This window comes from Actinokineospora sp. UV203 (assembly GCF_056323665.1).
On sequence record NZ_CM150484.1, the window covers coordinates 4,276,815 to 4,289,784 of the forward strand.

Below are 12,970 nucleotides of genomic sequence, written 5' to 3' on the forward strand. Positions count from 1 at the left end.
TCGAGACTCTCCGGTTCGCAATCCGTTCACTCCGCTGCCGTCCTCCTACGGGGTTTGGGCGCGCGCACGCCCCCCTTACCCAGGACGTATGACTGCACCAAGTGGTTCCATGAACAGGTGCGGCAAACTTCGACCGTGTAGACGCTGAACTCCTCGAACATGGTCGACATCTTGACCAGTTCCTCCGGGGCCCGCGCCGAGCCGGACGCGTGTTTCAGTTCTTCGCCATAGACCCAGTTGACGTGGGTCAGCTGTTCTTTGCGGCAGACCGGGCAGGTCACCTCGGTCGGTACGCCGTGGAACTTGGCGGCACGCAGCAGGTACGGGTTCGCGTCGCACACCTCGAAGGTGCCGACACGACCCGAGTGGACTCCCGCCAGCAGCGCGCGGCGCTGCAATGCGTAGTCGACTACCTGCCGTTGCGTTCGCACGGGGACAGCGTACGCGGGCCCGTTACCACGGGGGTGCTCCGTTCAGCGCAGTGGACATGCGTCGTGCGTCGGATTTGTGATCTCCGGGCCCGCTGACCACCCGATATCGGCATACCGCCCGCCACCTGCGGCGTTGACGTGTCGATAGACACAGGCCGCTGAGTTGTCCGGCGCCGGATGTATCGGCACGATATAGTTGTTCAGTAGGACACGCTCCGTTTCCGGAAGGGGGCTCCGCATGCTCGAGTTCGCGATTCTCGGGCTTCTCCACGAGGCCCCGATGCACGGATACGAGCTTCGCAAGCGGCTGTACGACCTGCTCGGCACGTTGCGCACGTTCTCTTACGGCTCGCTCTACCCGACTCTGCGGCGGCTGCTGCGGGCCGGGCTGATCGCCGAGGAGACACCGGACGACGAGGCCGCCAGGACGTGGAACAGGCGTGCCAAGCGGGTCTACAAGCTCACCGCCGAAGGCAAGGAGCGGTTCGGCACGCTGCTCGCCGACGCGGGTCCGCAGACCTGGGACGACGAGGGATTCGGCGTCCACATGGCCTTCTTCTCGCGGACTCCGGCCGAGGTCAGGATGCGAATCCTGGAAGGCAGGCGCCGCCGGGTCGAGGAGCGCAGGGAAGGTCTGCGCTCGTCGATGGCACGCGCGGGCGAGCAGATCGACAGGTACACCAGAGAGCTGCACCGGCTCGGTCTGGAAACGAGCGAGCGCGAGGTGCGTTGGCTCAACGAGTTGATCGCGCACGAGCAGCAGGAACAGCGCGGGACCGACTGAACTTCCAGACAGGCATCGGCCTGTCCCGAGATCCGCGCCGGACAGGGTGCGGCGTGAAACGAGAAGGAGAACCGGCATGGGCGAGAACCGCCAGAGCGTGCGGGTGGCCATCGTCGGCGTCGGCAACTGTGCGGCGTCGCTGGTCCAAGGCGTGCACTACTACCGTGACGCCGACCCTGCCGCCCGCGTCCCAGGTCTTATGCACGTGCAGTTCGGGGACTACCACGTGCGCGACATCGAGTTCGTCGCCGCGTTCGACGTCGACGCCAAGAAGGTCGGGCGCGACCTGTCCGAGGCCATCGTGGCCAGCGAGAACAACACGATCAAGATCTGTGACGTGCCGCCGACCGGGGTGACGGTCCAGCGCGGCCACACCCTCGACGGGCTGGGCGAGTTCTACCGCGAGATCATCACCGAGTCCGACGAGGACCCGGCCGATGTGGTCGCGACGCTGCGCGAGGCCGAGGTCGACGTGCTCGTGTCGTACCTGCCGGTGGGCTCCGAGGACGCCGACCGCTTCTACGCGCAGTGCGCGATCGACGCGGGTGTCGCGTTCGTCAACGCCCTGCCGGTGTTCATCGCGTCGGACCCGGAGTGGGCGGCGAAGTTCACCGAGGCGGGCGTCCCGATCGTCGGTGACGACATCAAGTCGCAGGTCGGCGCGACGATCACGCACCGGGTCATGGCGAAGCTGTTCGAGGACCGCGGCGTCGAGCTGCAGCGGACCTACCAGCTGAACTTCGGCGGCAACATGGACTTCATGAACATGCTGGAGCGCAAGCGCCTGCAGTCCAAGAAGATCTCCAAGACGCAGTCGGTCACCTCGCAGATCCCGCACGAGATGGCCAAGGCGGACGTGCACATCGGCCCGTCGGACCACGTGCCGTGGCTCGACGACCGCAAGTGGGCGTACGTGCGCCTTGAGGGCCGCTCCTTCGGTGACACCCCCCTGAACCTCGAGTACAAGCTTGAGGTGTGGGACTCGCCGAACTCCGCGGGCGTCATCATCGACGCGGTCCGCGCCGCGAAGATCGCGCTCGACCGCGGCATCGGCGGCCCGATCCTGTCGGCGTCCTCGTACTTCATGAAGTCGCCGCCGGAGCAGTACTCCGACGACGACGCGTATGCGGCGGTCGAGGCCTTCATCAGGGGCGACGTCGAACGCTGAGGCAGTTATGGTGGAAGCCACCATCGGGTGAAGTGATCTCCCGGTGGTGGCTTTTCGCTCATTTGTTCGAGACGATGGAGCGGTGGTAGCCGAGATGATCACACGCGACTTCGACCCGCTGTCCGAGCTGTATGGGCAGTGGACGACTGAGTTCGCCGAGGCATACCTTCCCATCCCGGGGGCAGCCGCGGGAACGTCGTTCGAATGTGTGGACGGTTACCTGATCATGAGCCCATATGAGGGCAGTGCCAACGGATTTGCGATGGGCGCGCTACTGCGACAGTTCTACGAACCCGCTTACGCGGCAGGTCATCGTGTCTACCCGACTGTCAACGTCAGGTTCAACCCCCAGACCTGGATCCAGCCGGATCTCACGATTCTCCGGGCACCGATCAAGAATTTGACCTGGGTGCCGGCCGACAACGTGCTTGTTGTCGGCGAGTTTGTTTCGCCGTCCAGCAAGCGACGGGATCGGATCGACAAGCCGAAGATGTGCGCTGAGGCCGGTATCCCGTTCTACCTGCGGGTCGAGATCAGCGAGTTCGACGCCCACGTCGAACTGCTCAAGCTCGACGGCGATCGGTACGTGCCACACGCGAAGGCATTGGGTGGCATGACTTTCGAGAGTGAGATTCCGTTCCCGATGAAGTTCGATCCCGCGACCTTGCTGGAGTCGTAGATCGCGGTTGACGACGCATATGCGGCGGTCGAGGTCTTCATCAGGGGCCACGACGAACGCTGACCCATTCGGCGCAGCGGCCACCACCGGATCTCCGGCGGTGGCCGTTGTCATGGCCGGACCGAAACTGGCGCCAGGGTTTAGGGGTTGATCTGTTCGCTTCGCGTTCACTTGGATGACCTCTGTGGCTGGTTTCGAACTCTTACGGTCACGCCGTTCCCACCAATCGCTTTTGGCTGTCCACATTGGGCAGACCGTAGGAGGCTCCCGTGCCTGACGGCCGCATCGATCTGCCGCTGTTAACCACGAACCACCCGCTCGGCAGGCAGGCGGTGACCTGCGAGTACCGCTGCGGCAACGCCTGTTCGCACGACGCCCCCAACACCTCGGGCAACGCGTACTTCGGCGACGTCGTCCGCTCGATCGTCAGCCGCCGCGGCATGCTCAAGGCGGGCGCGGTGCTCGCCGTCGCGGGCGCGAGCGCCGCTGTCGTGGGCGGCGCGGCCGCCGCGGACGACTCCGAACAGCAGGCCGAGAACGGCGACAGCCACCGCCGTCCCCGCGGTATGGACTTCACCCCGGTCGCGCCGAACACCGCTGACCAGATCACGGTGCCGGAGGGCTACGTGTCCTCGGTCGTCATCGGCTGGGGGGACGCGGTGCTGCCCGGGGCGCCCGCGTTCGACTTCGACAACCAGTCCGCCGCGGCGCAGGCGAAGCAGTTCGGCTTCAACAACGACTTCTGCGGCCTCGTCCCGCTCTGGCGCGACCAGTACCTGATGGTCTCGAACCACGAGTACAGCACCGAGTCGTTCATGTTCAAGGGCTACTCCTCGGCCACCCCGACCGAGGAGCAGGTCAAGATCGGCTGGGCGGCGCACGGCATGTCCGTCGTCGTGGTGGAGCGCGACCGGCGCACCGGCAAGATCACGCCGAAGATGGACCGCCGCTACAACCGCCGGATCACCGTGACCTCGACGTTCGACGTCGTCGGGCCCGCGGCGGGCAGCGACTTCCTCAAGACCAAGGCCGACCCGACCGGGCGCACGGTGTTCGGCACGCTGAACAACTGCGCGGGCGGCGTGACGCCGTGGGGCACGGTCCTGTCCGGCGAGGAGAACTTCAACCAGTACTTCGCCAACGGCAAAGACGTCACCGACCCGGTTGCCAAGGCGCGGCTGGCCCGCTACGGCCTCGCGGGCGGCCCCAGCGGCCGCAAGTGGGAGCGCTTCGATGACCGGTTCGACGTCGTCAAGGAGCCCAACGAGGTCAACCGGTTCGGCTGGATCGTCGAGATCGACCCGCTGGAGCCCGGCGAGAACCCGGTGAAGCACACCGCGCTCGGCCGATTCAAGCACGAGGGCGCCAACATCCACGTCGCGCGCGACGGCCGTGTGGTCGCGTACATGGGCGACGACGAGCGCTTCGACTACATCTACAAGTTCGTCTCCAAGGAGCGGATGCGTCCGGGCAACAGCCGGTACGCGCGCGCTCACAACAAGAAGCTCCTCAGCGACGGCACGCTCTACGTCGCGCAGTTCACCGGCGACAGCCCGCACTTCACCCCGGGCGTGCTGCCCGCGGACGGGGAGTACGACGGCGTCGGCAAGTGGATCGCGCTCGCGGCGGGTGACAAGTCCTTTGTGGATGGCTTCACCGCCGAAGAGGTCTACGTCTTCACGCGTCTCGCCGCCGACAAGGTCGGTGCCACGAAGATGGACCGCCCGGAGGACGTCGAGGCCAACCCGCGTACGGGCTTGGTTTACGCGGCGCTGACCAACAACACCGACCGCGGCAAGCCCGGCAAGGAAGGCCCCACGGAGATCAACCCGCGCGGCCTCAACCGGCACGGGCATGTGCTGGAGTGGGAGGAAGCGGGCGGCGACAACACCGCGCTCACCTTCTCCTGGCGGCTGCTGCTGGTCTGCGGCGACCCGAACGCGTCGGACACCTACTTCGGCGGGTACGACAAGACCCAGGTCAGCCCGATCTCCTGCCCGGACAACCTGGCGTTCGATGGCCACGGCAACCTGTGGATCTCCACCGACGGCAACCAGCTCGGCTCCAACGACGGCCTGTTCGCCACCGCGACCAGCGGCCCGGAGCGCGGTCACCTCAAGCAGTTCCTCACCGTCTCGGTCGGCGCGGAGACCTGTGGTCCGGTGATCGAGGACAAGTTCGTCCTGGTGTCGGTGCAGCACCCGGGCGAACTGGACAACGCCAGCGCGGACAACCCGCTCGCGCACTGGCCCGACGGCGGCACCAGCCAGCCGCGGTCGGCCGTGGTGGCGGTCTGGAAGCCCGGCCACCGCATCGGTTCCTGACCCCGGACAACGCACCCGCCGCCCAGCTCGCGGCGGGTGCGTTGTCGTAGGTTTGCACTATGACCGAGCGACCTCTGGCCCTGATCACCGGCGCGTCCCGCGGCATCGGCGCCGCCATCGCCCTAGCCCTGGGGAACACGCATTCCCTGCTGCTGGGCGGCCGCGACACCGAGGCCTTGGCCGCCGTGGCCGAGCACCTGCCCGACGCCCGCCCCTGGCCGGTTGAGCTCACCGACGAAGCCGCTCTCGCGGAGGCGGTCTCCGACATCGGCAAGCTCGACGTCCTGGTCCACTCGGCGGGCCTCGCCCGAGTCGGCCCGCTCACCGAATCCCCCGCGGAGCTTTGGCGCTCGACCTACGAGATCAACGTCGTCGCCGTCGCCGAACTGACGCGGCTTCTGCTGCCCGCCCTGCGTGCCGCCAAGGGGCACGTCGTCCTGATCAACTCCGGCGCGGGCCAGAACGCCAACCCCAACTGGGGCCCTTACGCCGCAAGCAAGTTCGCCCTCCGCGCCTACGCCGACGTCCTGCGGGCTGAGGAGGAATCGGCGGGCCTGCGCGTCACCTCGGTCTACCCGGGCCGCACCGCCACGGACATGCAGCGGGTAGTCCGCGCGGATGAGGGCGGCGACTTCGAGCCGGAGCGGTACCTGACCCCGGAATCGGTGGCGGAGCTGGTCCGCACCGCGATCGCCGCCACCCCGGACTCCCACCCGACGGACCTGGTGATCCGCTCCCGTCCGGTCCGCTGAACAACAACAACCTGTGACCTAGTGCCGGGTCCCTCGTGCAGGTGCGTGATCTGGTTCGCCTCGTTGTGCTTGTGCGAAACACATCCACGCCGTCCGGCTACGTCGTGGGCAACTGTTCGCCCCAAGCCCACCGGGCGCAAACCCCCGCCCTCCCTGGGGGGACTTGCCCTTGGCCAGTCTATCGGCGATGGGTGACAGAAATCAGGGATCGCTGCTGGGTTGTGGATAGCCGGTCGGGATGTGGATAAGTCAGCCCAGCAGGCGCTTGGTGACCTTGCCAGCCGTCGCCTGTGCCTGCCGGCGGTCGACGCGGGTGGGTTCGCCGTCGGCGACCACCTGCTCACCCGCCACCCACACATCCCGCACGGTGCGGGACCCCGCGGCCCAGATGAGGTTGGCCAGCAGGTGGGTATCCGGCACGTCCAGGCCCGCCGCGAACGCCGGGTCGTCCAGGCCGACGTGCACCATGTCCGCCCACCGGCCCGGCTCCAGGGCACCGATGTCGTCGCGGTGCAAGGCTTCCGCGCCGCAGCGGGTGGCCAGGAGCAGGGCGTCGGCGGCGCCCATGGCGGTGGAGTCCATTGTGGACACGCGGGACAGCATCGCGGCCAGGCGGACGTCTTCCCAGAGGTCCAGGTCGTCGTTGCTCGCGGGGCCGTCCGTGCCGACGCCGACCGCGACGTTTGCCGCGCGCAGGTCTCGTAGACGGACGATGCCCGAGGCCAGCTTCATGTTCGAGCCCGGGCAGTGCGCGACACCGACGCGGTTCGCCGCGAACAGGGCGATGTCCTCATCCGACAGGTGCACCGAGTGCGCCGCGAGCACCCGGCCGCCGAGCAGCCCGGACGACGCGAGCAGCGCGGGGACCGAACCGTGGTTGGCCCGCTGGACCTCGTCCTCCTGGGTCGACTCCGCGACGTGGATCTGGATCAGGGCGCCGCGCTCGCGGGCGGCGGCACCGACCTCGGTGAGCGCCGACGGCGGCAGCGTGTACGCCGAGTGCGGTCCATACCCGAGTTCGACGCGCTCACCTGGGCCGAAGCGGACACCGTCGGCGTCGATCCAGGCGGAGATGTCGGCGAGCATCTTGCGCCAGTCCATCCCCAGCCCGTCGAGGATCGCCGGCGCCAAGACGACCCGGGCGCCCGTGTCGAGCGCCGCCTGGGCGACCTCCTCGCCGTGGAAGTACATCTCGGCGCTGGTCGTCACGCCCGCGCGGAGCATCTCGATCGAGCCCAGGACCATGCCGTCGTGCACGTCCTGCCGGGTCATCCTGCCCTCGGCGGGCCAGATGGCCTCGGTGAGCCAGCGGATCAGGGGCAGGTTGTCGCCCATGCCGCGCAGGACGGTCATCGGGCTGTGGGCGTGGGTGTTGACCAACCCGGGCAGCAGGATGCCGGTCAGCTCACGCACCGGGGCGTCGGACGCGGGCGCGTCGGCGAAGGGTCCACAGTGGACGATCCGGCCGTCCTCGTCGATGTCGACCACGGCGTCGCGCAGGACGGAGCACGCGGCATCGCAGGGCAGGACGATCGGGGCGCGCAGACGCAGGCTCATAGCCGACAATCCTGCCACTCGACCGTCAGTGGCCACGCAGGAACGCCGGGTGTCCGGGGTAGTCGGTGGCGGGGGCGTAGACATCGGCCGAGTGCTCGATTGTCACCCCGGCCTCGTCGAACGAGTGCAGGACAGCACGGTTGCACTCGACGGCGACCCGGTCGCGCCACAGCGTCCGCTCGCTCGACGTGTCGAGCCCGAGCCGGGCCGCGACGACCATGGCCAGCCCGTAGGCGGCCTCGTCGGCGAGCACGTCCTCGCCGATGGCCCGGCAGATGTAGACGCCGTTGTAGGGCGCCGCCGGGTAGTCGATGCCGCCGATGTGGAGCCGCTGGTTGCTGATCACCGGCACCGCGTGCCAGCGCAGCCCCAGCTCGGCGAACCACGGCAGCGTCGGGTGGGTCAGCGGCACCTCGCGGATGACCTCGCGCGGGAGCATGTGCAGCCGGACGCCATCGTCCTCGGTCTCGATCACCAGCGGCAGCTGGTCGAACGCGCCGCGCCGCAGCGGCGGGCGCCAGCCCAGCCTGCAGACGCCGGTGGTGAAGTCGACGTAGCGCCGGTCGCCGAGCACTCCGCCCGCAGGGTCGCCGCGGTATCCGGCGTAGCGGACGAGCTGGTCGTTGCGGATGCGCGGGCCTCGCCGCCAGGGGGTGTCCGGCGCGAACACGCTCACCACCGGGCGGATCGCGCCGTCACCCAGGGCCATGCGCAGGTGGTGGCCGCACTCGGCGGCGACCTGGGCGGCGTCGCGGATGTCGCGCAGGTCGCGGACCAGCAGCCCCCGCCACGGCACGCCGTCGGGGCACCAGCCGCTTTCCTTGAGCGCGACACGCGCGCCGAAGGCCAGCTCGGCGGGGGTGTGCCGGTAGGTTCCGGTGGCGGCGATCTCCGCACGGACCTTCGCCAGCCTCGGCTCGACCGGGCCCGCCTTGGGCCGTGCGGCGTGGAACTGTCGGAGGAACGCTTCGGCGGCGTTGCGCAGTTCGGCACAGGCAGGCAGCGGGGTGATGTCGTCGCGCAGTGCGGTCACATCACTGATATCGGTACTTAAGCTCCCCGACTCGACTACTCGGACGTGTGGTTTCTACTGCAATCGTGTCACGTTCCGTCAGATGTTCACTCGTTCGAAGATCAGGTCGCGGCTGATTCGTCCCTCTTCCCGAGCCCGGGATTCGAACTTCGTCACCGGCCGCCACTCCGGCCGCGGCGCCCAGCCCCCTGGCTCGTCCGGGAAGCGGTTGCGCAGCGCGGGCTCCGCGGAGAGGACCTCCATCATCTGCTCCGCGTAGTTCTCCCAGTCGGTCGCCAGGTGCACCGTGGCGCCCGGCGCGAGTCGGGAGGCGACCAGCGCGATGAAGTCGGGCTGAACCAGCCTGCGCTTGTGGTGCTTCTTCTTCGGCCACGGGTCGGGGAAGAAGATCCGCACACCGGCCAGCGAGTCCGGCGGGATGTGCTCGCCGAGCAGCACGACGGCGTCGCCGCGCAGCAGCCGCAGGTTGGTCAGCTCCAGCGCCTCGGCGCGCAGCATCAGCTGGGCGAGTCCCGGCTGGTAGACCTCCACCGCCAGGTAGTTCAGCTCCGGCGCGGCCTTGGCCAGCTGCGAGGTGGTCTCGCCCATGCCTGAGCCGATCTCCAGCAGCACGGGCGCGTGCCTGCCGAACCACGAGTCGAGCTCGATCGGCCCCGGCGGCAGCTGCGGGACCTGCTTGCCCAACTCGTCCCAGCGCCGCTCCCAGGCCTTCGCCTGACCGACCGTCATCCGGCCGCCGCGGTGCACGAAGCTGACGATGCTGCGCTTGCGGGGCTCCTGCTCTGTCGGTGTCACGCCGGACAGCCTGCCAGGTCAGGGCCTCAGCGATTCCATCCGGGCGAGGTTCGAGCGCAGGTCGGCCGGGCCGGCGACGGCGATCGGCAGCGGCGCCGGGCCCGCGTGCACGGCGACGACGTCGATCCAGCCGGGGTGGCGGTCGGTGTGCGCGAGGGTGGTCGGGATGCCCGGCGTGCTCAGCGCGCGCTCCGAGGGCATGTACTCCCAGTACCCCGGCTCGCCCTCCTCTCCCCACGGCACGAACACCCAGCCGGGGCGCGCGTCGAGGAGCTTGGCCACCCGGTCCTCCAGGAGGAAGCCCTCAAGTCTCGTGCCCAGCAGGCCCGCGGCCATCGCCCGCAGCCACCACGGCGCGGACACGCCGGGGTCGGCCGCGCGTGCGGCGCGGTAGAGGGCGAGCACCTGGCGCTCGGGGGCGCGGTGCACCCACGACAGCCGGGCGTCGGCGGGGGCGGACGCCTGCCCGTTGTTGGGCTGCTCCAACGCCTCGGCCCACTCCAGGCTGATCATGGGCTCGACATGGAGACCGCGGTTCACAACGCGGTCGACGGACTTGGTGCGCCGCGGTGCGCTCGAATCAACCACCGTCAAGGTCCACCTCCAAGGGCTCGCCCGAGACGGGAAGGGGACTTTGATCAGACCCCGAACAGGGGACCGCTGTCCGCGTGCTGTGGCGAACATCACACCTACTTAACGTGGTCTTAATCCGCGTGCTTGTTGTAGGCAACCGAGCCGAATGGACGGTAGGGCGTCAAAGCCCCTCGTCGCGTCGATCCAGTCAAGACAGAGGACCCGGGCCACCCCCCGAAAGGTGACCCGGGCCCGCTTTCCCCGAATGATCGCCGCCATCCCCCGACGACGGGCGATCACGTCCTTATGCGTCCCGCTTGTTCGCCGTTACCACCGCGGCGACCAACAGCACCGCGCAGACGCCGGCGAAGTAGGCCAGCGACCCCCACGGGCTCAGCGGCGGGTTGCCGGTCGGCCCCCCGAGGAACTGGTCGGCCGCGGTGAACGGCAGCCACCGCGCGATGTCGTCGCCGACCCGCGGGATCACCGGGACGAGCGTCTCGACCAGCAGCGGCCAGATCATCAGCACCGAGATCGCGCCCGCCGACTGCCGCAGCAGCACGCCCACGGCCACGGCGAGGACCGCCGAGAGCCCGTAGACCAGGCCGGTGCCCGCGACCATCCGCCAGTCGGCGGCCGACGTGATCGCCAGGTTCGCCTCAGGCTGGATGAGCGTGGCGATACCGAAGGACCCGAACGCCGCGATCTCGCCGATGACCACCGCGAGGAGGGCGACGACCAGAGTCTTCGCCAGCAGCGCCGCGGTCCGGTTCGGGATCGCCTGGAAGGTGGCCCGGATGGTGGAGAAGCGGTACTCGGTGGTGACCGCCAGCGCGGCCATCACCATGACCACCATCAGCCCGAACATCCGGCCGAACTGGGTCATCGCCAGCGTCAGCGGGAAGTCGTCCGGCTTGGTCCCGGTGGTCAGCGCGGCGAACCCGACGGTCACCGCGAGGGCGGTCAACAGGCACCACCACGGCGAGCGGGTGGTGAACAGCTTGATGCGTTCGACCGCGAGCAGCGTCATCAGGCGTCCCTCCGGTTCGCCACGACCAGCGAGATCGCGAGCATGAGCAGGCCGAACCCGGCGAAGATCGCCACCGCGGGCCACGGGCCGACCGTCGCGTCGGACAGCCCGGGGCCGAACTGGTCGGGCCTGCCGGTCGGGTCCGGGTTCCCGGTCAGGAAGTGGTGCGCCAGGTTGAACGGCAGCCACTGGTGGATCTTCGGGCCGACCGTCGGGATGAGCGTGACCAGGTTCTCGACCAGGTTCGTGTAGATCAGCAGCAGCGAGATCGCGCCCGCCGAGTGCCGGACCAGGATGCCGACGGCGACCGCGACGACCGCCGCGATGGCATAGACCAGGCCGACACCCGCGACGGCGCGCCACTCGAAGGCGGTGTTGACCGCCAGGTCGGCGCCGGGCGTCATCAGCGCGGCGATGCCCCAGGAGCCGAACGCGGCCACCAGGCCGATGACTCCGGCGAGCAGCGCGACCACGACGGTCTTGGCCAGAAGTGCGGCCGTGCGGTTCGGAATGGCCTGGAATGTGGCCCGGATGGTGGAGAAGCGGTACTCGGTGGTGACCGCGAGCGCCGCCATGACCATGACGACGACCATGCCAAAGCCGTAGCCGAACTGGGAGGCGCTGACCGTCATCGGGACTTCCGCCTCGGCGGTGCCCGCCATCAGCGCGGCGAACCCGACCGTGACGCCGAGGGCGATCAGCGTGCACCACCACGGCGAGCGGGTGGTGAACAGCTTGATGCGTTCGACAGCGAGGAGTGTCATGACGTCACTTCCCCGCCGCGACGAGGTCGGTGGTCTCGGCCAGGCCCGCGTGGTACTCGACGGAGTCGCCGGTGAGCTGCATGAACGCCTCTTCCAGCGAACCGCGCTGCGGGCTGAGCTCGTGCAGCACGGCACCGGTCGTCGCGGCCAGCTCGCCGATCTCGGCGCAGTCCATGCCGCTCACGACCAGGCTGTCGCCCTCGTCGCGCAGCGAGACCCCGGTGCGGCCGAGCGCGGTGCGCAGGGCGGACAGGTGCGGGCTGCGGACCCGGACGGTGTTCTCGGTGGCCTGCGCCACGAAGTCCTCGGTGGAGCTCTGCGAGATCAGCTTGCCGCGGCCGATGACGACGAGTTCCTGCGCGGTCAGCGCCATCTCGGAGAGCAGGTGGCTGGAGACGAAGACCGTGCGGCCCTCATCGGCGAGCCGGTGCATGAACTTGCGGATCCACAGGATGCCCTCGGGGTCGAGGCCGTTGACCGGCTCGTCGAAGAGCAGCACCTGCGGGTCGCCGAGCAGCGCGGCGGCGATGCCGAGGCGCTGCGACATGCCGAGCGAGAAGCCGCCCGCGCGCTTCCCGGCGACCGAGGTCAGGCCGACGATGTCGAGCACCTCCTCGACGCGCTTCGGGTTGATCTTGTTCGACTTCGCCATCCACTGCAGGTGCGCGCGCGCCGAGCGGTTCGGGTGCACCCACTTCGCGTCGAGCAGCGCGCCGACCGTGCGCAGCGGCTGGTGCAGGTCGCGGTAGTGCTTGCCGTCGATCAGCGCCGAACCCCCGGTCGGCGTGTCGAGGCCGAGAATCATCCGCATCGTCGTCGACTTGCCCGCGCCGTTCGGCCCGAGGAAGCCGGTGACCCGGCCGGTCGGGACGGTGAACGACAGGTTGTCCACGGCGAGCGTCTTCCCGTACCGCTTGGTGAGGCCCACTGCCTCGATCATGATTTCTCCCTTTGCCTTCGGTGCCGGTGCGCTCGTCCGCGACGGCTCCCCCACGTCAACCATCTTGAGCGGTGCCGCGAGATTCCGCGTCGTGCTGAGGTCTCGCGTGCGGGTCACCTTGTGGGACTACGGTCCATCAG

13 protein-coding genes are annotated in these 12,970 nt (G+C 69.0%); 5 read left to right on the forward strand and 8 right to left on the reverse strand.

Annotated features, from left to right (window positions below; genetic code table 11):
* Positions 1 to 26: 26 nt before the first annotated feature.
* A complete protein-coding gene (locus tag ACUZ2Y_RS20315) occupies positions 27 to 431 on the reverse strand; it encodes a DUF5318 domain-containing protein (protein WP_091376787.1) in 405 nt (134 codons plus the stop codon).
* A gap of 238 nt (positions 432 to 669) precedes the next feature.
* On the opposite strand from ACUZ2Y_RS20315, the gene ACUZ2Y_RS20320 reads away from it, so the two are divergent.
* From ACUZ2Y_RS20320 to ACUZ2Y_RS20340, 5 genes are all read left to right on the forward strand, one after another.
* Entirely contained in the window at positions 670 to 1,215 is a 546-nt protein-coding gene (locus ACUZ2Y_RS20320; RefSeq protein WP_476321192.1) for a PadR family transcriptional regulator, read from the forward strand.
* Between the two features lie 76 nt (positions 1,216 to 1,291).
* Entirely contained in the window at positions 1,292 to 2,383 is a 1,092-nt protein-coding gene (locus ACUZ2Y_RS20325) for an inositol-3-phosphate synthase (RefSeq protein ID WP_476321194.1), read from the forward strand.
* Between the two features lie 94 nt (positions 2,384 to 2,477).
* Positions 2,478 to 3,062: a Uma2 family endonuclease gene (locus ACUZ2Y_RS20330; protein WP_476321196.1), complete on the forward strand. Its 585-nt coding sequence runs from the start codon at positions 2,478 to 2,480 to the stop codon at positions 3,060 to 3,062.
* A gap of 269 nt (positions 3,063 to 3,331) precedes the next feature.
* Positions 3,332 to 5,386, forward strand: a complete 2,055-nt coding sequence (locus ACUZ2Y_RS20335; RefSeq protein ID WP_476321198.1) for a PhoX family protein — start codon at positions 3,332 to 3,334, stop codon at positions 5,384 to 5,386.
* A 59-nt stretch (positions 5,387 to 5,445) separates the two neighbouring features.
* A complete protein-coding gene (locus ACUZ2Y_RS20340; protein WP_476321200.1) occupies positions 5,446 to 6,138 on the forward strand; it encodes an SDR family oxidoreductase in 693 nt (230 codons plus the stop codon).
* A gap of 249 nt (positions 6,139 to 6,387) precedes the next feature.
* On the opposite strand, the gene ACUZ2Y_RS20345 is transcribed toward ACUZ2Y_RS20340, so the two are convergent.
* The 7 genes from ACUZ2Y_RS20345 to ACUZ2Y_RS20375 form a co-directional block, all read right to left on the reverse strand.
* Positions 6,388 to 7,695: an amidohydrolase family protein gene (locus ACUZ2Y_RS20345; protein WP_476321202.1), complete on the reverse strand. Its 1,308-nt coding sequence runs from the start codon at positions 7,693 to 7,695 to the stop codon at positions 6,388 to 6,390.
* Between the two features lie 25 nt (positions 7,696 to 7,720).
* Positions 7,721 to 8,728 (reverse strand): nitric oxide synthase oxygenase, encoded by a 1,008-nt coding sequence (locus ACUZ2Y_RS20350; RefSeq protein ID WP_476321204.1) that lies wholly within the window; start codon positions 8,726 to 8,728, stop codon positions 7,721 to 7,723.
* A gap of 78 nt (positions 8,729 to 8,806) precedes the next feature.
* Positions 8,807 to 9,457, reverse strand: a complete 651-nt coding sequence (gene trmB, locus ACUZ2Y_RS20355) for a tRNA (guanosine(46)-N7)-methyltransferase TrmB (RefSeq protein WP_476331964.1) — start codon at positions 9,455 to 9,457, stop codon at positions 8,807 to 8,809.
* An 84-nt stretch (positions 9,458 to 9,541) separates the two neighbouring features.
* On the reverse strand, positions 9,542 to 10,036 hold the full coding sequence (locus ACUZ2Y_RS20360; RefSeq protein ID WP_476321206.1) for a hypothetical protein: 495 nt from the start codon (positions 10,034 to 10,036) through the stop codon (positions 9,542 to 9,544).
* 364 nt (positions 10,037 to 10,400) lie between these two features.
* On the reverse strand, positions 10,401 to 11,126 hold the full coding sequence (locus ACUZ2Y_RS20365) for a hypothetical protein (protein WP_476321207.1): 726 nt from the start codon (positions 11,124 to 11,126) through the stop codon (positions 10,401 to 10,403).
* Positions 11,126 to 11,890, reverse strand: a complete 765-nt coding sequence (locus ACUZ2Y_RS20370) for a hypothetical protein (protein WP_476321209.1) — start codon at positions 11,888 to 11,890, stop codon at positions 11,126 to 11,128. The genes ACUZ2Y_RS20365 and ACUZ2Y_RS20370 overlap by 1 nt, the downstream gene beginning before the upstream one ends.
* A 4-nt stretch (positions 11,891 to 11,894) precedes the next feature.
* The gene (locus ACUZ2Y_RS20375) at positions 11,895 to 12,830 is read right to left on the reverse strand and encodes an ABC transporter ATP-binding protein (RefSeq protein ID WP_476321211.1); all 936 of its coding nucleotides are present in this window, start codon (positions 12,828 to 12,830) and stop codon (positions 11,895 to 11,897) included.
* Positions 12,831 to 12,970 lie beyond the last annotated feature (140 nt).

Coding starts and splice junctions, on each gene's coding strand:
- ACUZ2Y_RS20320 (WP_476321192.1), top strand. CDS start 670: ATGCTCGAGTTCGCGATTCTCGGGCTTCTCCACGAGGCCCCGATGCAC.
- ACUZ2Y_RS20325 (WP_476321194.1), top strand. CDS start 1,292: ATGGGCGAGAACCGCCAGAGCGTGCGGGTGGCCATCGTCGGCGTCGGC.
- ACUZ2Y_RS20330 (WP_476321196.1), top strand. CDS start 2,478: ATGATCACACGCGACTTCGACCCGCTGTCCGAGCTGTATGGGCAGTGG.
- ACUZ2Y_RS20340 (WP_476321200.1), top strand. CDS start 5,446: ATGACCGAGCGACCTCTGGCCCTGATCACCGGCGCGTCCCGCGGCATC.
- ACUZ2Y_RS20345 (WP_476321202.1), bottom strand. CDS start 7,695: ATGAGCCTGCGTCTGCGCGCCCCGATCGTCCTGCCCTGCGATGCCGCG.
- trmB (WP_476331964.1), bottom strand. CDS start 9,457: ATGACGGTCGGTCAGGCGAAGGCCTGGGAGCGGCGCTGGGACGAGTTG.
- ACUZ2Y_RS20360 (WP_476321206.1), bottom strand. CDS start 10,036: ATGATCAGCCTGGAGTGGGCCGAGGCGTTGGAGCAGCCCAACAACGGG.
- ACUZ2Y_RS20365 (WP_476321207.1), bottom strand. CDS start 11,126: ATGACGCTGCTCGCGGTCGAACGCATCAAGCTGTTCACCACCCGCTCG.
- ACUZ2Y_RS20370 (WP_476321209.1), bottom strand. CDS start 11,890: ATGACACTCCTCGCTGTCGAACGCATCAAGCTGTTCACCACCCGCTCG.
- ACUZ2Y_RS20375 (WP_476321211.1), bottom strand. CDS start 12,830: ATGATCGAGGCAGTGGGCCTCACCAAGCGGTACGGGAAGACGCTCGCC.